Genomic DNA, 23,247 nt, shown 5'->3' with positions numbered 1-23,247 from the left:
TATATTTCGCTGGTTCAAAAAGCCACAAAGGCTACCCTAACTAGCCTGCACCGCCCAGAGTGCCTGCTTTATCCCCTCGACTATCTCAGCTAGCGCCATCATGGGCTTATCCGCTTTGTTCTGCTCCTGAATATAGGGAACATGCACAAATCCCGCGCGCACTTCCGTCCCCGCGAAGTGATGCAGGAGACCATACAGGAGCTGATTGCACACGAAAGTCCCCGCCGTATTCGACACCCGCGCCGGACAATCATCCATCGCCGCGACCATTTCCTTTACCGGTAGCGTGGAAAAATACGCCGCTGGGCCACCCTCCACGACCGGTACATCCACTGGCTGATAACCCGCGTTATCAGGAATCTCGGCATCCATCACATTAATGGCGACTCGCTCCGGGGTGATATGTTTCCGGCCGCCTGCCTGTCCCAAGCACACAATTGCATCGACTGATGATTCCTCTGCGAGTGCAATTACTCGGCGCAGGGATTCCCCAAACTTGGTCGGAATCACCGTCTTGACAAGCTCCGCTCCCCCAACCTCCTCTGGTAATAGCTCCAGCGCTTGTTCTGTAGGGTTAATGCTTTCTCCGCCGAAGGCGTCAAATGCAGTCACGAGGATTTTCATGCCGCCAGTATTCCAGAAATCGCAGCCCCTCCTCGCTCTGCACCTCGCGCTCCGCCCTTCCCCCCCTCCGCCCTTCGCGCTCACCAGCAGCGTAAAGGTGATGCTTCCACCCCGCTCTGGTGAGCGCCGAGGGCGCACACCGCAATTCCTCCTCCCCCTCGCGCTCAGTGGGAAAAGAACCCCAGGTATTAAGAAGCCACCCGGTGAGCGCGAAGGATGAGGTCGCAGCCACGGGAGAATCCCCACGTCTTGTGCCTAAAGACGTCGAAGGAATAAACTGAGCGAAGTTGAAGTTGAACAGGACAGTATCTGAAAACTAGTCCGATCTGTCCATTTTTATTTTCAAAGGAACCTTTATGTCTCAACAGGAATCTCCGCGCTCTAGGCTCCCAGGCTGGGCCACAGGATTCGGCGCGCAAGTTATTGGCGGCCTTATCATCGGCCTCATCTTGGGTTTCATCGCCTCCGGCATGGATACCGACCCAGACAATCCCGGTTGGTTGACCACCCTGCTCACGGGAGTCGGTAGCGCCTACGTCCAGCTGCTCAAGGTGATGATCCCGCCGCTGATCTTCGCCGCTGTTGTTACCTCTGTCGCCAATTTGCGCAAGGTAGCTAACGCTGCTTCCCTGGCGATTTCCACACTGGTGTGGTTCGCCATTACCGCATTCTTCTCTGTCTTGATGGGCATTTTCGTTGCCGTCATTATGAAGCCGGGCGTCGGCACGAGCGTCGATGCCGCCACTGCACAGGATCCTTCCCACGTCGGCTCGTGGACCGCGTTCTTTGAGCAGCTTCTGCCGCAGAACTTCGTAGGCCTTTCTGCCTCGCTTTCCGACGGCGAAGTATCCCTCAGCTTTGGCGCGCTACAACTGCTTGTCATTTCCCTGGCCATCGGTATCGCCGCGGTCAAGACCGGCAAGTCCGCCGAGCCATTCCTGCACTTTACCGAGTCCTTCCTCAAGGTCATCCAGGTCATCTTGTGGTGGATCATCCGCCTTGCACCGATTGGCACCGCCGCCCTTATCGGTAAGGCAGTAGCAACCTACGGCTGGGACGCCTTGGGCTCGCTGGGCAAGTTTGTGCTGGCCATGTACGTGGGCCTTGGTCTGGTTTTTGTCGTGGTCTACCCCGCCGTACTGAAGTTCAACAAGATTCCAGTCATGGGCTTTTATAAGCGCGTTTGGCCGGTCACCTCGCTGGGCTTTGTTACCCGTTCTTCCATGGGTGTCATGCCAGCTACCGAGCGCTTTAGCGAAAAGGCCATGGGTGTTCCTTCTGAATACGCTTCCTTTGCCGTTCCGCTAGGAGCAACCACCAAGATGGACGGCTGCGCCTCCGTATACCCGGCCATCGCAGCCATCTTTGTTGCCCAGTTCTACGACATTAACCTCGACTTCACCCAATACCTGCTCATCATCTTTGTTTCCGTCATTGGTTCCGCTGCTACCGCAGGCACCACAGGCGCAACGGTTATGCTCACGCTGACGCTATCTACACTTGGCCTTCCGCTGGCTGGTGTCGGTCTCCTGCTGGCCATTGAGCCGATTATTGACATGGGACGCACTGCACTCAACGTCACCGGACAGGTACTGTGCGCCACCGTCGTTGCTAAACGTGCCGGCATCCAAGACAAGGCAACCTGGGACGCAGCAGAAAGCGGCGTCAAAGACATTATGGATTCTGACTCGGCCGCAGCCATCGGTGCCAAGGCTTAAATAAGCCCTCAAACATAATAAACGCCCGCAAGGAAAACCTTGCGGGCGTTTAGCTATGCGCTTTTACTTCTTGAGGCCATCAACACCATCGGTGTCGATCTGCTCCTTGCGCAGCTCCTCGGTGTGAGTCTCGGTGTCGCGAACGGTGTCCTTCTTCAGGTTGATCTTCTCAACCGGAACGGTTTCCTTGTTCACGTTAACCTGCTCCTCGTGCAGGGTGACGGAAGCTTCCTCAGTGTCACCGGAGATGGTGCCGTTGTAGTTCTTGGCATCTTCAGCGCTGATCGGAGTGCGCTCAACGCTGACCTCTTCGCGCTCAACCGGAACCTCAACGGTCTCGGTGTCGGTTACAACGTACTTGCGCAGGCGAGCCTCGCCGGTAGCCACACGCTCCTTATTGACGTTCATCTGCTCCTCAGAACGGATGAGCTCGCCGTCATTGTTGGTGTGCGCAGCTGCGGTGTTCTTGGAAGCAGCGTTATCGGCAACGCCAGCCTTACGCTCAGCAGCAGCCGCATCAGTGGTGTGGGTAGCTTCCTTCTTCTCGTTAGCGTGTGCACCAGCAGCGCCTGCACCAGCGCCAGCAACGCCGGCACCTGCGGCCAAGTTGTGGTCCTTGTCAGCGCCAGCCTGAACGTCGCGCTTGGAGTCCAGGTTGGAGTCCTTGTAATCGGTAACGTCCTGTGCATTATCCAGGCCGTAGTGCTTGAAGATATCGGACTGTGCCTCTGGGGTCAGCGGCTTATCGGAATCGAAGTCTGGGGCGTCCTTGATGCGGTCCTTGGAGAAGCCCAGCTTCAGGTCATCGCCGGAGAAGTCGTGACCGCGCAGCGGAACGAGGCTGGAGTTCATACCGAACAGGCCGTGGTTAACCTCAACGAAGGTAGGCTGACCGGACTGGTCATCAACGAATACCTCGTTAACGTTGCCCAGCTTCTCGCCGTCCTTGTCGTATGCGGTTGCGTTAAACAGATCCTTAATGTTCTTACCCATTGTCAGTAAATCCTTTCTGCTATTGGTATAGCTCTCTTCAGCCAATCAAAAGGACATATTCTTGCCCCCACATGTGGAATGCGGGGGTGAGAATCGCTATTTGCTTGGTGTGACAACCACCATACGGAGAATTCAAAATTTTTCGACCGCCAGCAAGAAATTTTTGCCGTTTTATTCACCCAGAGAAGACTTCATGCAGCTCAGAGCAATCAATAACATTTTCATAACGTTAAGAATTCTGCACCATAAATGGCCCGAATCTAAAAAATAGATGTCGTTTCACGACCCCGCAGCGCCCTAGTCAACACCCTCGACTTTCTCCAAATCATTCAAGACTTACCCCACCCCCAAAAGGCGGTGCCACTAAACCCACAGAGTCCTTTCAGAAGGGTGTATGCTTTCTGCGGAAAAGCACAGGTTATGTACAGGCCCTATTCACTCGAACGGGTCTACACACATGTCGGTCTAAAAAATCAGCCACAGTGACCGCCCGAAAACTTAGAAAATTAAGGCCTAGCGAAATAGGTACGGGCGGCGGTTTTCCACGTCCGCCGGCTCCACGTGAATGAACGCACTGCAGCCTGGATACAGCTCATCTAGGGCGATTTCCACGGCGTCAGCAACCTCGTGGGAATGCATAACGCTCCACTCTCCTGGCACCTCCATGGTCAGGTAGACCAAGCGCTGACGGCCGGAAGCGACAGTACGCCGGTCCGTGAAGGTAACCGATTGCTCCTTTTCCAACCGGGCCAGCAGCTGGCGAATCTGCTGGCGCTCATCCGCGGGAAGTGCTTCAGAAAGCAAACTGCTCACGGAATCGCGCAGGAGGGTGTAACCAGTCCACAAGATATTGATACCCACAGCGAGGGCTACTACAGGGTCTAGCCACATCCAGCCAGTTAAATAAACGGCGGCGATACCGACAAGGACGCCGACGGAAGTCCAGACGTCGGTAAGCAGGTGATGCCCATCCGCATCCAAGGTGGCAGAACGGTAGCGCTTGCCGGCGCGGATGAGCGCGATACCCACCGCCAGGTTAAGCACAGACGAAAGCGTAGATAATGCCAAGCCCCAGCCTGCCTCAGCAATCGGCTGCGGAATAAAGAAGCGCTGGATAGCCGTATAGATGATCATGCCGGCCGCAATGAAAATCATCGCGCCCTCCACCAAGGCGGAGACGTACTCCGCTTTGCCATGGCCAAACTGGTGGTTATCATCGGCCGGCTTGGCAGCAATCCGGAGGGCATAAAAACCGGCGAAGGCCGCCACGAGGTTCACTACGGATTCGAGAGCATCAGATAGGAAGCCCACCGAGCCGGTAAGCCACGCCGCCAAAGCCTTGAGAACGATGGTGGCTAAGGCGGCAGCGATGGAAAGCTGCATGAAGCGCTCAAGAATGCGCTGCTCTGAGCCCATGGAGGACATAGTCACTTCTCCCTTCGGTGCGGTTGCTGACCGAAGGTCTCGTTCACGGCCGCGGGCACTGCGGGCGCTGGCTGGCCGGGCTAAACGCCAGTATGTCGACCAGTCATCTCGGAATTAACCGAGGGAACTACTCCCCTTCAAGAAATCCTAACTTTATAGGGCATGTGACACCGGCGCAAGATCGAAAAAGCCACGGGAAACTCCCGTGGCTTAAATTGTGGAGCCTTAGTGCTGGCCCTCTGCAAACTCTTCTACCAGCTTGGCGTTAAAGGCTGGCAGGTCATCTGGAGTGCGGGAGGATACCAAGCCCTGGTCACAGTGAACTTCCTCATCTACCCACGTGGCGCCCGCATTGCGCAGGTCGGTCTGCAAGGAGGGGAAGGACGTCAAGGTACGACCCTTAAGAGCTTCAGCATCGGCCAAGATCCATGCACCGTGGCAGATAGCACCAAGCGGGAGATCCTTGCTCATGTGGTTGCGCACGATTTCTACTGCGGCCTTGTCCAAGCGCAACAGGTCGGCATTGTCGGTACCGCCAGGCAAGATAATGCCATCGAAAGACTCGCCGGTTGAGTCAGCGGTAACGGCGTCAACGGAAATCTCCGTGCCCTTCTTGCCGGTAATAGTACCGGCCTTAGGGGCGATAACGCGCACGGTGGCGCCAGCGTTCTTCACGGCCTCCAGCGGAGAAGTCAGCTCAGAGTCTTCGAAACCATCGGTAGCGATAACAGCAATAATCTTGTTGTCTAGTTCAGCCATAATGTGACCTCCTATTATTTGAGTATGCCGCCCACAATAACGCGGAAGATTCTCAATCGCTACAATTTCTCCGCCTGCGCGGGCAGTGCCTTCTCCGTTAGGAGGCCCAAGACTTAGAAGACGCGGAATTAACCGCCGATCTTAAAGTCGCACACGTCGCCGTCTTGCATGATGTAGTCCTTGCCTTCTTGGCGGACCTTGCCGTGAGCGCGAGCTTCGGCCATAGAGCCAGCGGCTACTAGGTCATCATAGGAAACGATTTCGGCCTTGATGAACTTCTTTTCAAAGTCAGTGTGGATAACGCCGGCAGCTTGCGGGGCGGCAGAGCCCTGCTTGATGGTCCACGCGCGGGCTTCCTTCTCACCGGCGGTGAGATAGGTCTGCAGGCCCAGCGTGGCAAAACCCGCCTTGGCCAAAGTAGCCAACCCCGGCTCATCTTGGCCCACGGACTCAAGCAATTCGCGCGCTTCGTCTACTTCCAGCTCAAGCAGCTCAGTTTCTGTCTGGGCGTCAAGGAACACGGCCTCGGCCGGGGCGACGAGCTGGCGAAGCTCTTCCTTCTTTGCGTCGTCGGTAAGCACGGCCTCGTCCGAGTTAAAGACATAGAGGAAAGGCTTTGCCGTCATCAAGTGCAGATCGCGCACGAGCGAGAGGTCAATCTCGCCCTCCTTAGCTGCTGCGAAGAGGGTGCGGTCATCTTCTAGAATCTCCTGCGCCTTCTTGGTGGCTTCCACCTCAGCAGCCAGGTCCTTATTCTTGCGCGCATCTTTTTCAAGGCGCGGCAGAGCCTTTTCGATGGTTTGGAGGTCCGCGAGGATGAGCTCGGTATTAATAACGGAGATGTCATTGCGCGGGTCAACTTTGCCATCAACGTGGATGACATTGTCATCGGAAAAAGCGCGCACCACCTGGCAGATGGCATCTGCCTCACGGATATTGGCTAGGAAGGCGTTACCCATGCCTTCACCCTGCGAAGCGCCAGAGACGATACCGGCAATATCCACGAAGGACACGGTAGCGGGCAGGATACGCTCCGAGTTAAACATTTCCGCCAGGTGGGTCAGGCGGGAGTCCGGCAGCTCCACCAGGCCCACGTTGGGCTCGATGGTGGCAAACGGGTAGTTCGCCGCCAGGATCTCGGAACGGGTCAGGGCATTAAACAATGTGGACTTGCCCACGTTGGGCAGGCCGACGATTCCTAGTGTAAGACTCACGGGGCCAATCCTAACTCACCCACCTTCTTTTAAGGCAAGATGGTGGGGTGAGTTCTGATAACCAACCGCTGCCCGAGGCTCCCAAGACGGGCCTGGGCGATAAGTTTGATGAAAGCTTCGATACCAGCAAGCTGGAGGATGTATCGCCACATCCGCCGGGCGATCAGGTAGATCGCTCTGTCATTGCCGGCGAGGTAGTTAAGTCTGCGTCCCTATGGGCGGTCCGCCTGCTCATCATCTGCGTTTTCCTCTACGCCCTCTACCGCTTGCTCGGCAATTTCTGGCAGGGCATCTTGCCAGTGCTTTTGGCCCTCATCATCTGCACCGTCCTAGCCCCAGTGGCTAAGAAGTTGCGCAGCATTGGCCTCCCCGCCGCGTTGGCGGCTGCCGTAACCATTTTGGTTTCTTTCACGGCAGTGGGTGGACTCATTTCCTTCGTTGCCCCGGACTTCATGCGCCAATCCCGCTCTTTGTACTTGCAGACGGTCTCCGGCATCCAAAGCCTGCAGCTCTGGGCACAGGGCCCACCCCTTAACCTCGATAGCGAGGATATGAGCAGCTACATCGATGAAGCGGCTTCCTGGCTGCAGCAGCGCGCTGGCGCCATCGCGGGTTCCGTCTTTACCGGTATCGGCACCGCTACCTCCATCTTGGTCACCCTCTTCATTGTGTTGGTGCTGACCTTCTTCTTCCTCAAGGACGGCGCCAAGTTCCTCCCCTGGCTGCGCGATGCCACCGGCAAACGCGCCGGCTGGCACCTTACTGAGCTACTCACCCGCGCATGGACCACGCTTGGAGGCTTTATTCGTGCGCAGGCAGTTGTCTCGCTTGTCGACGCCGTCTTTATCGGCATCGGCCTCGCCCTCATCGGCGTCCCCCTGGCCATGGCTTTGGCAATCATCACCTTCATCGCCGGCTTTATCCCCTTCGTCGGTGCAATTGTGGCCGGTGCCCTTTCCGTCACCATCGCACTGGTGTCCCTTGGTATTACCAAGGCCTTGCTCGTTCTTGGACTGGTCTTGCTGGTCCAACAGCTGGAGGGAAATGTCCTTTCCCCTTGGCTGCAGTCCAAGGCCATGGACCTGCACCCCGTCATCGTCTTGGTTTCTGTGACCGTAGGCTCTGCGCTATTTGGCCTGGTGGGAGGTTTCCTCGCGGTTCCGGCAGCCGCGATGTTCGCGGTGGCCTATCGCTACAGCCAAGATATGATGAAGCTCCAGTCGGGCGAAAAGACCGCCGCGGAGCTGGACTTTTCCACCGTAGCTGGCTACCTCATCGGCCGTTATACGGAGGAACAAGGGCGCTATAAGCGCGAGGCGTGGCTTAAAATGCCGGACTACGCAGCCCCAGAAGGCGCAGTGGCGGACGTAGCCGCGGACGGCAACTCCAATTCCCTCGACGCTGCCCTCAACGTGGAATCCACCCCGAAAGAGCATGAGAAGCCCGGCGTGCGCTCCAACCTGCGCCGTGCCCGCGATGCCTTCGAGGGCCTTTTGAACGGAGATTCGAAAAAATAGTGGGCTGTGTCGGCTGTACGTGCCATGCTGGGTTCCATGACTTCCACATTGCCCGTGCTGCTACTTTTTATCGGCCTCACCCTCGGCGCGGTAATGGGTTGGTTGGCCCATTCCTACTCCGCTGCTCGTTCGGCGCCAAGTGCCGAACACCGCGCGCTGCAAGAATCGCAGCGTCGCCAAGCTGAGCTCCAGCCGCTGGAAAAGGCCATGGACCGCTTGGGGTTTCAGCTCCAAGAAATTGAGGAAGACCGCACCGCGCTGCTCGCTTCCCTTTCTAGCCAGGTCCAGGCGGTAACCCGTACCTCCTCTCGTCTGACTGAACGCACTGACAAACTTGTTAGTGCCTTGCGCTCGCCCAATACCCGCGGTCGTTGGGGCGAGGTGCAATTGGAGCGGGTGGTTGAAATAGGCGGCATGACCAAACATGTGGACTTTGACTGCCAGGTTTCTGCTCCGCTGGGTGGTCGCATCGTTCGCCCAGACATGGTTATCAAGTTGGCTGGTGGCCGCCATATCATTGTCGATGCCAAGGTGCCTTTTACTTCTTACCTCGACGCGCTGGAGACCGATGACCCAGAAGAACACGCCGGCTTCTTGCGCCGCCACGCACACTTGATGCGTGGCCACGTCCAAGCACTATCGCACAAAGACTATATTGAAGCGTTTCAACCTACACCCGAATTCGTCATCCTGTTTGTCCCTGCAGATCCTTTCCTCGATGCTGCATTGTCAGTGGACCCAGAACTCATCGAGTATGCCTTTGAACGCAATGTAGTAATTGCCACCCCCAGCTCGCTTTTCGCCCTCCTGCGCACGGTGGCTATGGGGTGGCACCAAGAAGACATCTCAGCCAAGGCAAAGGAGGTTCAGCGCCTAGGGCGCGAACTGTACACGCGCCTGAATACACTTTCTGATCACTATGGCAGGGTGGGCCACAACTTGGAAAAGGCAGTCGAAGCCTACAATGCCACACTGTCCTCGCTAGATTCCCGTGTCGGCGTCACCGCCCGCAAATTGCACGAGATGGATATCCCAGGCCGCACGGACCGCACGCCACGGGAGCCCATAGCCATCGATACGTGGCCGCGCGGGCATTCGCCACTATAAATCCGGCGACTTAGTGCGTGGAAATAGCCATGGGCAGGCACGAACCGGTAGGATCTTCCGACGTGTCACAAGCCAAGCAAAGAAAGTCTTCCGCCGCCCAAAGCTCTGGACTCCCCAGCATCACGCTGGGCACGGGCCTTGGGCTGCTCGCGGCAATTTTGCTCACCGGCGCGTTGATTTCCATCCTGATGGGTACCATCGGGTGGGCTTACCTCGCCTTCCTCGTCATCGGTTCGCTGCTGGTGGCGCTCATCGTAGAAGAACGCGGCCTCTTCCTCACGGTGGCTTCCATCCCCATCTTGTATGCCATCACGGTGGTACTGGCCGGATTCTTTATTACCAAGGCCAACTTGCCAGAGGGAGCATCACCGTTTTCCAAGACGGCTACCGTAACCGCAGCTTTCCCCCTTGTCCAAAGCTTTCTCTGGCTCCTCATCGCTTTAGTAGGCGCAGGAATCATCGGCTGGTTGCGATGGGTCCGCTACCGTAAGACGGCACGTCGCACCGCTAAAATGGAAACTTCCTCCCGCCGTTCCGATGCTGAGCAAGACCGCCGCAATCGCGCTGAGCGTTTATCGGTCGCTGACTTGATGGCGCGCGATAGGCTGGCAAAGGAACCTACTAAAACTCCAGCCACTCCGCAGCGCGCCCGCGCTTCTCACACGTTAAAGAAGTCCCGCCCCACGCCCAAAGATCGCCTGCGTGGGCGCGACCGAGAGGAACGCCGCCGCCTCCAGCAAGAGGAACGCGCAAATCCAATGCGCCCGGATCCAACCCGGCGCGCCGGCGATTCGGTACCGGCGTCTAAGGAGCACAAGCAAGCGCCCAAGCAAGGTTGGGACGATAACCTCTATGACGAGGACTAAAACAAAAGAAAGGCCCGGAAACGGGCCTTTCTTTTGTTTTAGATGTAGTTTAAGCGCGCGCCTGTTTAAGTGCGTGCTGGGCGCAGGTCGCGCGGCAGGGCGAAGGTAATCGTCTCCGTAGAGGTAGTTACCTGTTCTACGTCGCTATAGCCACGCGCATCGAGAAATTCCAATACCTCGCGTACCAGCAATTCTGGTACAGATGCACCACAGGTGACTCCGACGGTGCGCACGCCTTCCAGCCAGGCATCGTCGATCTCCTTGGCAAAATCTACGAGGTGTGAAGCCTTAGCACCAGCCTCGAGCGCGACTTCGACCAGGCGCACCGAGTTAGAGGAGTTTTTAGACCCCACCACAATCATCAGGTCGCACTTGGGGGCAATGGCTTTGACGGATTCTTGGCGGTTTTGGGTGGCGTAGCAAATATCGTCTGAAGGCGGATTTTCCAGATGCGGGAAACGCTCGCGCAGTTTATTGACGATGGTGATCGTCTCATCCACCGAGAGCGTGGTTTGGGACAGCCAAATAAGCTTCTCGTCCTGCAGGAAATCCGGCAGCTTGGCAACGCCCTCGACGCCGTCCACGAGGTGGGTAACCTCCGGTGCTTCGCCGGCGGTTCCTTCCACTTCCTCATGTCCTTCGTGGCCAACCAAGAGGATGTGATAGCCATCGCGCTGGAAGCGCTGGGCTTCCTTATGCACCTTGGTTACCAATGGGCACGTGGCGTCCAACGTTAGTTGCTTGCGCTGCGTTGCCTCTGCCCGAACGGCCGGGGAAATACCATGAGCGGAAAAGACTAGGTGGGCACCTTCTGGGGCCTCAGAGGCCTCGTCAACAAAGATGACGCCGCGTTCTGCCAAAGACTCTACGACGTAGCGATTGTGCACGATTTGCTTGCGTACATAAATGGGCGCGCCGTACTTTTCCAGCGCCTTTTCTACGGTTTCAACCGCGCGATCTACGCCTGCGCAGTATCCGCGCGGCGCCGCGAGGAGAACATTTTTACCTTCAGTCATGGCTCCCAGAGTATCGAAACAGCACCCAAAACAATAGTGGGGCCCACCGCCACCATTCCGGCTACCCCGAGCGGGGCAATCATCTGCGCTGGCCCCTAAACTAGGCGGAAGAATACGGCAGACTGAAGAAAGGGAGGCTGTGTGAATCAACCGGCAAATACTCCGGATACTCCCTGGCCCGTTGGTAAAGTCAACGACCAAGTCAAGGGCTGGATCGAGCGCCTGGGCTACCTGTGGGTAGAGGGTCAATTAACCCAAATTAATTTCAAACCCACCTGGAAGCTGTCCTATCTCACGCTGCGTGATGTACAGCAGGAAAAGTCCGTGCAGCTGACCTGCCCATCATCAATGTTGCAGTCATTGTCAGCACCGCTAAAAGACGGCGACCGCGTCATTGTCCATGGCAAGCCGGCTTTTTATGCCGGCCGCGGTTCTTTTTCACTGTGGACCACGGAGATTCGTCATGTGGGCATAGGTGATCTACTCGCGCGCATTGAGAAATTGCGCCAGCAGCTTTCGGCAGAGGGACTTTTTGATCCTGCTCGCAAGCGGCCACTGCCTTACCTACCGCACAAAATCGGGCTGATTACCGGCCGCGGTTCGGCCGCGGAGCGAGATGTGATGGCGGTAGCTCATGATCGCTGGCCAGCGGTACAATTCCGAGTTCTCAATACCGCGGTTCAAGGTGCGAATACCGTTCCAGAGGTTATCGATGCCCTCCAGCAGCTAGATGCGGATCCAGAGGTAGACGTCATCATCATCGCCCGCGGTGGTGGCTCTGTAGAAGACCTGCTTCCCTTCTCAGAAGAAGCGCTGCAACGCGCGGTCGCGGCTGCTGGCACTCCGGTGGTCTCCGCCATCGGCCATGAGCCGGATAGCCCGGTGCTCGATAACGTCGCGGATCTGCGCGCTGCCACGCCTACCGACGCCGCAAAGCGCGTCGTCCCCTCCGTGGCCGAGGAGCGTGCCGTTATCGCAGAGGCACGCTCCCGGATGGCTGCCGCCTTGCGCGGCTGGGTGGAAAGGGAGCGACGCGGCCTGGACAATATTCGTTCCCGGCCCGTCATGGCAGACCCCATGACCCCCATTCGTACGCGCCGCGAGGAAATAGAGCGGACTCGTGCCACCATGCGCCGGGAAATTGAGGTCATGGTAGAACGCGAGACCCGCCACGTGGAGTCGCTGCGTGCTCGCGTTTCAGCTTTGGGACCTTCAGCTACTCTCGCCCGCGGGTATTCCATCGTCCAAGTGGTACCCAAAGATGGCTCCGGCCCCGAAGTTGTCACCTCTTATGAGCAATCCCCTCCCGGCGCGCAACTGCGCATCCGCGTGGGCGATGGATCTATTACCGCTGTTTCTATGGCCTCCCAGGCCGCCGATTAACCACCAAACGAGGAGAAAATTATGTCAGATGACACCATTGGCACCGGTCAGCCAGGCCAGGATGCTTTTACCCCAGTAGAAGAATTGAGTTATGAGCAAGCCCGAGATGAGCTCATTGAAACTGTAAAGATCTTAGAGCTCGGGCAGATGGGTTTGGATGAGTCACTGAAGTATTGGGAACGCGGCGAAGCCCTTGCCCGTACGTGCGAGGCACATCTCGACGGCGCGGCAAAGCGCGTTGAAGCAGCGCTCGAGAGGGCCGAAGCAGCAGACGCAGAAGGAGACGAGTAGTGCAGATTTATGGGTATCCAGGTGAGCGGGTGGATTTTGTGTCGAAGTCTGCGGCCGCCGGTTCCATCATGGCGGGAGACTCCCGGGAATTCGTAGAGGAATTCTTTGGTCCAGCGCATACCCGCGATGATGACGAGGTAAGCTATTTTTCCCAATCCGTGGTGCTGCGCTTTACAGGCGATAAGGTACGCGAAATCGCTATTTATCCGCAGCGTTCCCAGCGTGAGCGCATCGATGTTTTTGTGGGAAAGACGCGCCTCAGCGGCTTAGATGAAAAATCCCTCGCAGAGGTCATTGCCCAGGCCGGCGATGGTCTTAGCGCCACCACTGCGGCAGAAGGATTGGGCGAGGTTATTTTTCGGCTATAGGTGCGGCGTCGATAAACGCAGCGGTAGCAGCCTCAAAATCGCTATCGTCTGCGGCACCGGAGATAATGAGGCGGGCGTCGCCCAAATCTGTCACCCACAGGCGGCGCACGGAGTCGTCATCACTTTCTAGTACCCGCACTTGGTGCCCTTTGACCTCACGGGCAGATTCGATGCCGCGGTAGTTGGCGTCGTATTCCTTACCCGCATCATCGGCCGCCACCTGTGTCTGAGTAGACTCCACAAACCCTTGGTCAGCGGTCACCCAGCTGACCACGGTGGCGTTTTCTCCTCCCATATCAACGCGGCGGGCAGCATTAGCCTCCCAGCCCTCTGGCATATCAGGATTGCGAATAGCGCCAATTCCTGCGCGAGCTTGGGTTTCAAGGAAGGTTTGTTCATCCACTTCCTGCACCGCTCCCTGTTGAGTTTCGGAATTGATCGAGCATAGGCCGGTCGCTCCTACGGCCAGCAGCATCATGATCACCACGACGGCGAGGGACAGGGAGATATCCTTCGCGCCTTCAAAAATCTTTGGTCTTTCTTCTGCAGCCACGCGCCTTAGTATCGCACGGTGTGCTTCCAAAAAGCCACACGGCCCATTCTCCCCCGAAAGTTTGATGAATCCCCCACAAATGGGGCGCAAAATCAGACCCATTAGAGCAAAAAAGTGCGAGAATGGAAAGGTAGAGCATCAAGGGGAACACCCCTCGATGAGAAAACTATGGAAGGCAACCACTACACATGTCCGAAAATACGTCTTATCTTCCTGACCGCAACCTGGCGATGGAACTGGTCCGTGTCACTGAGGCAGCAGCGCTCGCATCCGGCCGTTGGGTAGGCCGCGGCCAGAAGAATGAGGGCGATGGCGCGGCGGTCGACGCAATGCGCAAGCTCATCAATTCCGTAGCCATGAACGGCGTCGTTGTCATTGGTGAGGGCGAAAAAGATGAGGCCCCTATGCTATTTAACGGCGAAGAGGTAGGCACCGGCGAGGGCGCCGCCATGGATATCGCCGTGGACCCCGTTGACGGAACTCGTTTGATGGCAGAAGGCCGCCCCAACGCTATCTCCGTCATCGCGGCCGCAGAGCGCGGAACCATGTATGACCCTTCCGCAGTCTTCTACATGGAAAAGATTGCTGTTGGCCCAGAAGCAGTCGGCGCTATCGACATCAACGAGTCAGTGGAATGGAACATCAACTCCGTGGCCAAGGCGAAGAATATCCGCCCGGAAGATCTGACCGTCGTGGTCCTTGACCGCCCGCGCCACGAGCAGCTCATCTCTGAAATTCGCGCCGCCGGCGCAAAGGTGCGCCTCATTATGGATGGCGACGTTGCAGGCGCCATCGCCACCTGCCAGGATTCCAATTCCATCGACATGATGATGGGCATCGGCGGCACCCCAGAAGGCATCATCACCGCCTGCGCTATGCGCTGCATGGGCGGCGAAATCCAGGGCAAGCTGTGGCCAAAGGATGAAGAGGAAGCAGAAAAGGCCCGCGCAGCAGGCCACGATTTGGACCGCGTCCTTAAGACCACTGACTTGGTCTCCTCCGAAAACTGCTACTTCGCTGCCACCGGCGTGACCAATGGTGACATGCTGCGCGGTGTTTCCTACCGCAATTCCGGCGCTACTACCCGCTCACTGGTTATGCGTTCCAAGTCCGGCACCATCCGCTACATCGACTCCATCCATAAGCTATCCAAGCTGCAGGAATATTCCGTAGTGGATTACACCACCCCGACCAAAAACTAGGGGGCACCCCCGAAGGCGGCCCTCCTGGTAGATCTCCGCCATACTGGAAAGCACACACTACCCAATTAACTGAGGTGATCTTCACATGACTGAATACCGCATCGAACATGACACCATGGGCGAAGTAAAGGTTCCTGCAGATGCCCTGTGGCGCGCACAGACCCAGCGCGCAGTGGACAACTTCCCTATTTCCGGCCGTGGCCTCGAAAATGCGCAGATTCGCGCACTTGGCCTCCTTAAGGCAGCTTGTGCTCAGGTAAATAAGGATTCCGGCAAGTTGGACGAGGACAAGGCCGATGCCATTATCGCCGCCGCTACTGAAATCGCCGAGGGCAAGCACAATGATGCTTTCCCTATCGACGTTTTCCAGACTGGTTCGGGCACCTCGTCCAATATGAATACCAATGAGGTTATCGCCTCCTTGGCACACCAGAATGGCGTGGAGATTCACCCGAATGACCACGTGAATATGGGCCAGTCCTCTAATGACACTTTCCCCACCGCCACCCACGTTGCCGCTACTGAGGCCGCCGTTAATGACCTCATTCCGGGCTTGAAGGTTCTGCACGAGTCCCTGAGCAAGAAGGCCAAGGAATTCGCCGACGTGGTCAAGGCGGGCCGTACCCACTTGATGGACGCCACCCCGGTTACCCTCGGTCAAGAATTCGGTGGCTACGCCCGCCAGATTGAGCTGGGCATCGAGCGGATCGAGGCCACCCTGCCACGCTTGGGCGAGCTGGCCATCGGCGGTACCGCCACCGGCACCGGCCTGAATACCTCTGCGGACTTTGGCGCTAAGGTCACCGAAGAGCTCAAGAAGCTCACCGGTGTTGCGGAACTAAAGGAAGCAGAGAACCACTTTGAGGCACAGGCCGCACGCGATGGCTTGGTGGAGTTCTCCGGCGCCATGCGCGCGGTTGCTGTGTCCCTTAATAAGATTGCTAATGACCTCCGCATGATGGGCTCTGGCCCACTGACCGGCCTGGCAGAGATTCACCTGAAGGACCTGCAGCCAGGTTCCTCCATCATGCCGGGTAAGGTCAACCCGGTCATTCCGGAGGCCGTCACCATGGTTGCCGGCCAGGTGGTGGGCGATGACGCCGCAGTCGCCTTCGGCGGTGCCCAGGGCCACTTCGAGCTCAATGTCTTCATCCCGATGATGGCACGCAACGTGCTCGAGTCTGCTCGCCTGCTATCCAATGCCTCCCGCGTCTTCGCCGATAAGTGCATCGATCACATCGAGGCCAACGAGGAGCGCATGAAGCACTTTGCGGAGTCTTCCACTTCCATCGTGACCCCGCTCAACTCTGCTATTGGTTACGAGAACGCGGCCAAGGCCGCCAAGCATGCCTTGCATGAGAAGATCACTGTTCGCCAGGCCGTCATTGATTTGGGCTTTGTCGATGGCGAAAACCTCACCGAGGAAGAGCTGGATAAGCGCCTCGATGTGCTGAGCATGACTAACCGCGACCGCGATAACTTCTAAGTATCCGCCGCACCGCTACCCCGCCCGGGCAGGACCCGGGCGGGGTTTCGCATGCCTGGGGTAAGGGGGACGTCGGCAAGAGCAATGGCACATCTCACATAAAGAAGGATGCACCTCTAAAATCACCCTTTTTGCACTTGGTGCAAGTTTGCACCGAGTGTAAAGTTGCATGACGTGCAAGAAGAACTATCACTACGCGAGCAGAAACGTCTCGAGACGCGCCTGCGCATAGAGGATGCCGCCACAAAACTGGTGGATGAACAGTCCTTTAGCGCAGTCACCATTGAGCGGATCTGCGAAGTAGCCGGTATTTCTCGGCGCACCTTCTTCAATTACTTCGATTCCAAGGAATCCGCCGTTTTGGGCGCTCCAAGCACCGAGTTTACGGAAGAGATGCGGGAACTCTTCCTTAATGAGCCAACGACCAGCATGGTAGACCTCGTCCTTCAGTTGGTCAGACGGCATATGGAAGGCCACCACATCAACCCGACTATCCGGGATCGCCGCAAACGCATCTCCAATGATCCAGATGCAGCTGCGGCGGCAATAAGCCGGAAGCGAGCAAAATCCATTGAGCTCATCGATCTCATTGAAGAGCGCCTTAACAAAGAACCGGAGCTTCGCGTCCTTGACAGCTGCTCTTCTAGCACCGAGGCGATGCTCATCGTCGGCCTCGTCCGTGAGGCACTTTGGTTGGCGATGGCATCCCCGGATGCAGATTGCAGCCTAGACCTCGGCGCGCGTCTCGATACTTCCCTCACGCTAATAACAGACTTTATGAAAGGAATGCGATGGTAGATACGGCTGCTAAGGCCCCCTCACAGGGCCAGTCCCGCGCCGATAACCTCGGGCTTATTTTCTCGGCCCTAATGCTCACCATGCTGATGAGCTCCTTGGGCCAAATGATCTTCTCTTCTGCTCTTCCAACCATCGTTGGTGAGCTCGGCGGCGTCGACCACATGAGTTGGGTCATCTCCGCCTTCCTTGTCACCATGACCATCGCCATGCCTATCTCCGGCAAGCTGGGTGACATGTTGGGCCGCAAGTGGCTCTACATTGGGGGTATCGCCACCTTCGTCGTGGGATCCACCCTCGGTGGCTTTGCCAACTCCATGTCGCTGCTGATTATCGCCCGCGCCGTGCAAGGCTTTGGCGCTGGATTCATGATGATCTCTTCGCAATCCATCATCGCCGAGGTCACCTCCTCCCGTGAGCGCGGCAAGTTCATGGGCATCATGGGCGGCGTCTTTGGCCTGTCTTCCGTCCTCGGCCCCGTCCTCGGCGGCTGGTTCACCGATGGCCCAGGTTGGCGCTGGGGCATGTGGATGAACATCCCGCTTGGCATCCTCGCCATCATCGTGTGCACCTTGGTGCTACACCTGCGCGTCGGTGAGGCCGACATGAAGCGCTTTGACTGGCTCGGCGCAACCTTCATCGCCATCACCACCGCTTCCCTTATTCTCATGACCACCTGGGGCGGCACCGAGTACGAGTGGGGCTCGTCCATGATCCTCACCTTAGGTGCCATCACCATCATTGGCGCCATCATCACCATCCTGGTGGAGCTGCGCGCCAAGGAACCACTCATTCCAGTTCGCCTATTCAAAAACCGCAACATGGCCCTTACTACCCTGTCCGGCGTGGTACTGGGCCTGGCAATGTTCGGTGTTCTGGGCTACATGCCTACTTACTTGCAGATGGTGCACACCCTGACCCCAACCAAGGCGGGTCTGATGATGATCCCGATGATGGTGGGTCTTATCGGCACCTCCACTGGCGTGGGCTTCATCATTGCCCGCACCGGCCACTACAAGGTCTACCCCATCATCGGCCTAGCCATTACCGCTGGTGCATTGTTCTGGATGTCTCACCTGACCGTAGAGACTTCCCTGAAGCAGCTGGGCTGCGAGTTCTTGGTCTTCGGCATCGGCCTGGGCATGGTTATCCAGGTCCTCGTGCTCATCGTCCAGAACTCCTTCCCACTGTCCCAGGTGGGTACCGCTACCGCGGCGAATAACTTCTTCCGCCAAATCGGTTCCGCACTGGGTGCTTCCCTGGTTGGCTCCATGTTCATCCACAATATGAAGGATGAGATGGCCACCCGCATGCCAGAAGCCTTCCAAAAGATGGGCCCTGAGGGCGCCGCCTATGCAGAAAAGTTTGGCAATGCCGACGGCGGTGCCAATAGCCTCACCCCAGATTTGGTCGCGTCCTTCCCCAAGCCAATCGAGGAAGCAATCCTCAATTCCTATAATGACGGCCTGACCCCGGTCATCACCCTGATGGTTCCGTTGGTCATCGTCGCGCTCCTTCTCCTCCTGCCTCTGCGCGAGGAGCGACTGAAGGAAACCATTGACTAATGTCGCTCACACCTGCAGAAACTGAGGCTACAAGCCAAGAGCTGCATGCCTTGCGCGATGCACTCCCGCTTGCCGACGCCCCCATTGAATCCGCCCTCGGCTATGCTCCTGGCGGCCTGCAGGCGGCATTGAATGTCCAAGCCAACCCCATCGAGGTATGGCGCACTAGGGACTATCTAGTTTCCTTAGCCCGCGCACACGGTATCCCGATCCCGCGCTTTAGCCGCTTGAGCGATAACATGCGCTCATCGGCGCAGCGCTGGTTCGGCCCCTGGGACGTTCCTACGATGTAGCGGCCCCCACACCCCGCCCTTGGCGGGGTGTTTTTATTGCCAGAAACCCATCTGCCGCAAAACTTGGGCCCCAATTCCCAAAATGGCAACGATGGCGGCAATGATGCCGATCGCCGCGCCGGCGCTCGATCCTCCGCCACTGCCGCTTATCGCTGGCTTTTTGGTGACCGCTACCGTCTGGTTCAGTGCTTCTCCAGCCGGGCGAGTTTCCTCGTTGCGCAGCAGGTATGGAGTAATACGCACCTCGGCCGTGCCTTCCTGCAAAACCTCATATGTGCCGTCAGGATGCACCGCAAGAACCTCCGGATCGGACGAGGTTAGCGATGACCCCGGCACCCCTAACCGGGCACCGTCCCATCCCGCAATGCTTACGCCAATGCTGCCGGAATCGCCCACATGGGTACCGCCGCTAAAACGTATAGCCGCGCTTGCCAGAGCGGCTTCCGGTACCGCAATGGGAAATGCGTGCCGTCCTTCGAGGCGCTCTGGGGCGCCCGACGCCGCGTGCTCGGAATAATGGCCGGCCGTCGTGCTGCCAACCTGTGCCTGGGCAAATTAGTGGTTGGCTGGGTTAAGCAAGCTGTAAATATGCCCCGCACCGCCAGAATAGGAACCGTTAGAGCGAATGAGCTGATTCCACTCGCTGCCAGAACCGCCATCAGTAGACCAGTTAGCAATGGCGCGTTCCATCGGTGAAGAAGTGAGGTTTTCTGCGAAAAAGGCGCCGGACTTTACCGTTCACGGCTCCTCCCCGTCTCCACGGCGATGATCAAAATCGTAGTTTTCCTCCGCAGCGCGCTGCATCGCGGAGTGTTCCAATCCCCTGCTCCAGGATATGCCGTTGATATATGCGGTGCGGTCCGGTGCGACGTCGCGAAGCCTAGCACCAGCAAACGGAAGATTGGCATCCCAGGCCTTGGCGCGCAACTCATGCAACTGGCGGGTCACCGTCTCGATATGGGACTGTAGCTCAGGAGTGGCAAACACATAGGCCACACCACCATCAACCTGGGTGATGTCCAACTGGGCAACAGGCACCGAGCCTGCGGAGGGATAGGACAGCTCCCGCTGTAGGAACAGAAAGCGCCCCTGCCGTCATAGCCGCAACGGTGGACAAAGCAAGGGCACGAGTACGCACAGACATTTAAAAGCCTTAGAGAGATAGCGTACGAATACTCTCTTAACTTTATTCCTGTGCGCTGGGAAAAGCTAACGCTTCTTTTCCTCCGGCTTGGGCAAAAGCAGCTCGTATACATCAGTATCGCGCCACTGGCCCGCAAGCTCGCCGTAGGTCATCTTCGCCATGTGAGAGTAAGTGCCCACCTTCACGAATCCACGGGACTTATGCAGCCCCGCAGAACCGGCGTTTTCAGGGAAGATCCACGAGTGGATAGCCCACTTGTGCAGGTCCTTACATACCTCAATCAAGCGATCCAAAAGTGCGCCGCCGATGCCGCGGCCCTGCGCCTCGGAGCCCAAGTAAATAGAATCCTCCACTACTCCGTGGAAGACGGTGCGGGTAGATACCGGCGCCGCAGACACCCATCCCAAGACCTTCGAATCATCATCGGCTTCAACAGCCACATGCACCGAGGGCATGATTTTGCCGGCTTTGAATTCTTCAAAGGTCAGGGATCGGGTCTCGTAGGTGGCGTGCCCAGTATTGAGTCCCTGTTCATAGATCTCTCGCATCTGGGGATAGTCCGCCGCGGTAAAGGGGCGGATGCGGAAATCTTTCTTCTTTTCGTCCGAAGACGTCTGCTTGGCGTTATCGCTCATATGCCACATTATTACTAGGCAATGCCCAGCTTCGCCACGCTGTACACATCACGATCGCCATACGCGAACATGTCTGGCCTAATCGCCACCTTCCAGCAGGTCGGTGACGAGCTCCGCAATGGCGGAACGCTCAGAGCGCTGGAGCGTAATATGCGCAAATAGCTCGTGCCCCTTGAGCTTTTCAATCACTGCCTGGACGCCATCGTGGCGGCCCACGCGCAGGTTATCGCGCTGCGCTACGTCATGGGTGAGCACCACCCGTGAGCCCTTGCCTAGCCGAGAAAGCACGGTGAGCAAAACATTGCGCTCCAAGGACTGTGCCTCGTCCACAATAACGAAGGCATCATGCAGGGAGCGGCCGCGAATATGCGTCAAGGGCAAGACCTCAATCAGGCCGCGCTCATGTACTTCTTCCATCACGTTTTCAGACACCAAGCCTTCCAAGGTGTCATAGACTGCCTGCGCCCACGGGTTCATCTTGTCTGATTCGGTGCCCGGAAGGTATCCCAACGACTGCCCACCTACCGCATACATCGGGCGGAAGACTACGATACGGCGGTGTTCGCCGCGCTCGAGTACAGCTTCCAATCCGGCGCACAGGGCGAGTGCCGATTTACCAGTGCCGGCGCGTCCGCCAATGGAGACGATTCCGATATTTGGATCCATCAGCAAGTCCAAAGCTATGCGCTGCTCCGCGGAGCGTCCTTGCAGGCCGAAGGCATTGCTATCGCCGCGCACGAGCTCCACCACACCTTCCGCGGTGATGCGCCCCAGCGCGGACTGCGCTCCCGCTACTAGGGTAAGTCCGCAATGGACTGGTAGCTCCTCCACGGCAGTGCCCTTTTCAGTGTGAATGCCGTCTAGCATGACTTCCCCATCACGGTAGAGGGCGTCGATGACATCCGAGCTGGTTTGCACGGTTGCCATTCCGGTATAGCCGGTCAGAACCACATCCTGGGCGTGGTACTCATCCGCCTGTACACCCACTGCGCCGGCTTTCACGCGCAGTGGCACGTCCTTGGTGACTAGCACGGTATCTTTACCTTCGTGTGCAAGGTTGAGGGCGCAGGCCAGGATACGGTGGTCCCCCTCTGGGCCACGGAAGGCAGAGGGCAACAAGGATTGGTCTTGATGGTTCAATTCCACGCGCAGGGTGCCGCCATCTACGTTCACGGGGACCGGCTGGTCTAGCGCCTCATAGGTAGCGCGCAGTTCCTCCAAAAAGCGAAGAGCTTGGCGGGCGAACCAGCCAAGCTCTGGGTGATGACGTTTTCCTTCCAGTTCAGAGATAACCACAACGGGAAGGACCACATCGTGCTCTGCGAATTTGCGCAGAGCCCAAGGGTCAGAAAGCAGGACCGAGGTATCCACTACATAAGTCTTGGTAGCGACGGTGTTATCGGTTGTGGCAAGCGGAGTAGAAAGTACAGAGGGACGAGTCATGGTGGCAGGGTTCTCCCTTGAAATGCGGTAGATCAAACTTCTTCCGTATAGCCCCAAATTCCGGGGTTGCCACCCAACGTAGGCACCGAAGGTTGAAATTACATGGGTGCAAGATGAACTTTAAGAAAACGAAAAATCCCTCCGCAGCAGATGCTGCGAAGGGATTACCTCAAAAAGAGCTTTTTACTTCTCTACGGAAGAGGTGAACTTGCCGCTCTCATCCTGGAGCCAGGAGATAACGCCATTGTCGAACTGCTGGGTCCAGCCCTTGCCCTCAGTAGCCTTCTCCTCGGCAGCCTTAGGCAAGCCTACCTCTGCATCCAGACCGCCCTGCTCCTTCCAGGTTTCAGCGATCTTGCCGACGATTGGCTGAGCCTCATCGCCATCCTTAGCCATAGCCAGCAGGTTGCCGCCATCGAAGGTTGCCAAAGAGCCCTTATCGGAGGACTCTACGCTCTGTACGTCGCCCCACTCAGCCTTCTTCTCCTCGATGGCAGACGCCAGAGCTGCCGGAACCTCCTGGTCGCCATTGGCGGTGGAGACGGTCTTGGTGTCGCCGTCCTTGGAATCAGCATCCTCAGACTCGGAACCATCCGCATCCTCAGACTCGGAGGATTCCGCGTCCTTATCCTTTTCGGAGGTAGCTTCATCAACGGCGGAGCCAGCAGCGTCGGAAGCATCAGCTGCTACGGAACCGGCGGTGTCCTTAGCGTCGTTAGCTGCATCCTCGGCATCGGAGCAAGCTACGAGAGCAACGGACAGGGTTGCGGCAGCAAAGCCACCTACGATACGACGAGTCATCTTCTGCATTTCTGCATCATCCTTTCATCAAGAAAGTAAGTTAATTCTA

General features: G+C 57.4%; 25 protein-coding genes. 12 read left to right on the top strand and 13 right to left on the bottom strand.

Translation table 11 applies throughout. The annotated features are described in order from the left end of the window. Nucleotides 1–36 precede the first annotated feature (36 nt). Nucleotides 37–624, bottom strand: a complete 588-nt coding sequence (gene pcp / locus WMP97_RS08125; RefSeq protein ID WP_200287811.1) for a pyroglutamyl-peptidase I — start codon at nucleotides 622–624, stop codon at nucleotides 37–39. A gap of 356 nt (nucleotides 625–980) precedes the next feature. Here pcp and WMP97_RS08120 point away from each other — a divergent pair, with 356 nt between their 5' ends. After that, nucleotides 981–2,342: a dicarboxylate/amino acid:cation symporter gene (locus tag WMP97_RS08120; protein WP_340440250.1), complete on the top strand. Its 1,362-nt coding sequence runs from the start codon at nucleotides 981–983 to the stop codon at nucleotides 2,340–2,342. Between the two features lie 63 nt (nucleotides 2,343–2,405). Here WMP97_RS08120 and WMP97_RS08115 read toward each other — a convergent pair whose 3' ends face one another. The 4 genes from WMP97_RS08115 to ychF all read right to left on the bottom strand — a co-directional run bounded on the left by WMP97_RS08115 (nucleotide 2,406) and on the right by ychF (nucleotide 6,733). Continuing rightward, nucleotides 2,406–3,335 carry a PRC and DUF2382 domain-containing protein gene (locus WMP97_RS08115; protein WP_023021869.1) on the bottom strand — a complete coding sequence of 310 codons (930 nt, stop codon included), beginning with the start codon at nucleotides 3,333–3,335 and terminating at the stop codon, nucleotides 2,406–2,408. 513 nt (nucleotides 3,336–3,848) lie between these two features. Beyond that, a complete protein-coding gene (locus tag WMP97_RS08110) occupies nucleotides 3,849–4,760 on the bottom strand; it encodes a cation diffusion facilitator family transporter (RefSeq protein WP_340440249.1) in 912 nt (303 codons plus the stop codon). A 225-nt stretch (nucleotides 4,761–4,985) separates the two neighbouring features. Continuing rightward, the gene (locus WMP97_RS08105; RefSeq protein WP_340440248.1) at nucleotides 4,986–5,519 is read right to left on the bottom strand and encodes a type 1 glutamine amidotransferase domain-containing protein; all 534 of its coding nucleotides are present in this window, start codon (nucleotides 5,517–5,519) and stop codon (nucleotides 4,986–4,988) included. A 128-nt stretch (nucleotides 5,520–5,647) separates the two neighbouring features. Beyond that, nucleotides 5,648–6,733: a redox-regulated ATPase YchF gene (gene ychF, locus WMP97_RS08100; RefSeq protein WP_200287819.1), complete on the bottom strand. Its 1,086-nt coding sequence runs from the start codon at nucleotides 6,731–6,733 to the stop codon at nucleotides 5,648–5,650. Between the two features lie 47 nt (nucleotides 6,734–6,780). Between ychF and WMP97_RS08095 the strand changes: the two genes are divergently transcribed. The 3 genes from WMP97_RS08095 (at nucleotide 6,781) to WMP97_RS08085 (ending at nucleotide 10,223) form a co-directional block, all read left to right on the top strand. Next, entirely contained in the window at nucleotides 6,781–8,250 is a 1,470-nt protein-coding gene (locus WMP97_RS08095) for an AI-2E family transporter (protein WP_023021873.1), read from the top strand. A gap of 36 nt (nucleotides 8,251–8,286) precedes the next feature. After that, the gene (locus WMP97_RS08090) at nucleotides 8,287–9,357 is read left to right on the top strand and encodes a DNA recombination protein RmuC (RefSeq protein WP_034656472.1); all 1,071 of its coding nucleotides are present in this window, start codon (nucleotides 8,287–8,289) and stop codon (nucleotides 9,355–9,357) included. 62 nt (nucleotides 9,358–9,419) lie between these two features. Further along, entirely contained in the window at nucleotides 9,420–10,223 is an 804-nt protein-coding gene (locus WMP97_RS08085) for a Yip1 family protein (protein ID WP_316331032.1), read from the top strand. 65 nt (nucleotides 10,224–10,288) lie between these two features. On the opposite strand, the gene WMP97_RS08080 is transcribed toward WMP97_RS08085, so the two are convergent. Then, on the bottom strand, nucleotides 10,289–11,239 hold the full coding sequence (locus WMP97_RS08080) for a 4-hydroxy-3-methylbut-2-enyl diphosphate reductase (RefSeq protein ID WP_023021876.1): 951 nt from the start codon (nucleotides 11,237–11,239) through the stop codon (nucleotides 10,289–10,291). A 141-nt stretch (nucleotides 11,240–11,380) separates the two neighbouring features. Here WMP97_RS08080 and xseA point away from each other — a divergent pair, with 141 nt between their 5' ends. Genes xseA through WMP97_RS08065 form a run of 3 tightly spaced genes read left to right on the top strand, consistent with a single transcriptional unit; the run spans nucleotide 11,381 to nucleotide 13,281 of the window. After that, complete coding sequence (gene xseA / locus WMP97_RS08075) at nucleotides 11,381–12,622, top strand: exodeoxyribonuclease VII large subunit (RefSeq protein ID WP_023021877.1); 1,242 nt, start codon at nucleotides 11,381–11,383, stop codon at nucleotides 12,620–12,622. Nucleotides 12,623–12,643: 21 nt separating this feature from the next. Further along, nucleotides 12,644–12,913 (top strand): exodeoxyribonuclease VII small subunit, encoded by a 270-nt coding sequence (locus WMP97_RS08070; RefSeq protein WP_340440246.1) that lies wholly within the window; start codon nucleotides 12,644–12,646, stop codon nucleotides 12,911–12,913. After that, on the top strand, nucleotides 12,913–13,281 hold the full coding sequence (locus tag WMP97_RS08065; protein ID WP_248099037.1) for a hypothetical protein: 369 nt from the start codon (nucleotides 12,913–12,915) through the stop codon (nucleotides 13,279–13,281). The genes WMP97_RS08070 and WMP97_RS08065 overlap by 1 nt, the downstream gene beginning before the upstream one ends. On the opposite strand, the gene WMP97_RS08060 is transcribed toward WMP97_RS08065, so the two are convergent. Then, nucleotides 13,265–13,834, bottom strand: coding sequence for a DUF4245 domain-containing protein (locus WMP97_RS08060; protein ID WP_034656435.1), 570 nt, complete (start codon nucleotides 13,832–13,834; stop codon nucleotides 13,265–13,267). The genes WMP97_RS08065 and WMP97_RS08060 overlap by 17 nt on opposite strands. Before the next feature lie 188 nt (nucleotides 13,835–14,022). Here WMP97_RS08060 and glpX point away from each other — a divergent pair, with 188 nt between their 5' ends. From glpX to WMP97_RS08035, 5 genes are all read left to right on the top strand, one after another. After that, complete coding sequence (gene glpX / locus WMP97_RS08055; protein WP_023021881.1) at nucleotides 14,023–15,036, top strand: class II fructose-bisphosphatase; 1,014 nt, start codon at nucleotides 14,023–14,025, stop codon at nucleotides 15,034–15,036. Nucleotides 15,037–15,121: 85 nt separating this feature from the next. Beyond that, nucleotides 15,122–16,522, top strand: coding sequence for a class II fumarate hydratase (locus WMP97_RS08050; protein ID WP_340440245.1), 1,401 nt, complete (start codon nucleotides 15,122–15,124; stop codon nucleotides 16,520–16,522). Nucleotides 16,523–16,696: 174 nt separating this feature from the next. Next, a complete protein-coding gene (locus WMP97_RS08045) occupies nucleotides 16,697–17,320 on the top strand; it encodes a TetR/AcrR family transcriptional regulator (protein ID WP_239205330.1) in 624 nt (207 codons plus the stop codon). Continuing rightward, the gene (locus WMP97_RS08040) at nucleotides 17,314–18,882 is read left to right on the top strand and encodes an MDR family MFS transporter (protein ID WP_340440244.1); all 1,569 of its coding nucleotides are present in this window, start codon (nucleotides 17,314–17,316) and stop codon (nucleotides 18,880–18,882) included. The genes WMP97_RS08045 and WMP97_RS08040 overlap by 7 nt, the downstream gene beginning before the upstream one ends. After that, on the top strand, nucleotides 18,882–19,175 hold the full coding sequence (locus WMP97_RS08035; RefSeq protein WP_340440243.1) for a DUF2316 family protein: 294 nt from the start codon (nucleotides 18,882–18,884) through the stop codon (nucleotides 19,173–19,175). Before WMP97_RS08040 ends, WMP97_RS08035 begins: the two co-directional genes overlap by 1 nt. 33 nt (nucleotides 19,176–19,208) lie before the next feature. On the opposite strand, the gene WMP97_RS08030 is transcribed toward WMP97_RS08035, so the two are convergent. The 6 genes from WMP97_RS08030 to WMP97_RS08005 all read right to left on the bottom strand — a co-directional run bounded on the left by WMP97_RS08030 (nucleotide 19,209) and on the right by WMP97_RS08005 (nucleotide 23,207). After that, nucleotides 19,209–19,571 carry a hypothetical protein gene (locus WMP97_RS08030; RefSeq protein WP_340440242.1) on the bottom strand — a complete coding sequence of 121 codons (363 nt, stop codon included), beginning with the start codon at nucleotides 19,569–19,571 and terminating at the stop codon, nucleotides 19,209–19,211. Nucleotides 19,572–19,730: 159 nt separating this feature from the next. Then, on the bottom strand, nucleotides 19,731–19,865 hold the full coding sequence (locus WMP97_RS08025; RefSeq protein ID WP_259824423.1) for a hypothetical protein: 135 nt from the start codon (nucleotides 19,863–19,865) through the stop codon (nucleotides 19,731–19,733). Nucleotides 19,866–19,913: 48 nt separating this feature from the next. Then, nucleotides 19,914–20,213, bottom strand: a complete 300-nt coding sequence (locus tag WMP97_RS08020; RefSeq protein WP_239205326.1) for a hypothetical protein — start codon at nucleotides 20,211–20,213, stop codon at nucleotides 19,914–19,916. A gap of 171 nt (nucleotides 20,214–20,384) precedes the next feature. Then, complete coding sequence (locus WMP97_RS08015; protein WP_049361538.1) at nucleotides 20,385–20,954, bottom strand: GNAT family N-acetyltransferase; 570 nt, start codon at nucleotides 20,952–20,954, stop codon at nucleotides 20,385–20,387. A 78-nt stretch (nucleotides 20,955–21,032) separates the two neighbouring features. After that, entirely contained in the window at nucleotides 21,033–22,397 is a 1,365-nt protein-coding gene (locus WMP97_RS08010; RefSeq protein WP_340440241.1) for a PhoH family protein, read from the bottom strand. A 183-nt stretch (nucleotides 22,398–22,580) separates the two neighbouring features. Further along, nucleotides 22,581–23,207 carry an LGFP repeat-containing protein gene (locus WMP97_RS08005; protein ID WP_023021889.1) on the bottom strand — a complete coding sequence of 209 codons (627 nt, stop codon included), beginning with the start codon at nucleotides 23,205–23,207 and terminating at the stop codon, nucleotides 22,581–22,583. Nucleotides 23,208–23,247: the final 40 nt, after the last annotated feature.

This window comes from Corynebacterium sp. KPL4072 (assembly GCF_037908395.1).
In the GTDB taxonomy this organism is placed as follows: Bacteria; Actinomycetota; Actinomycetes; order Mycobacteriales; family Mycobacteriaceae; genus Corynebacterium; species Corynebacterium kefirresidentii.
The sequence above is the reverse complement of the archived record's forward strand: the minus strand, read 5'-3'. Positions and strand labels throughout refer to the sequence as shown.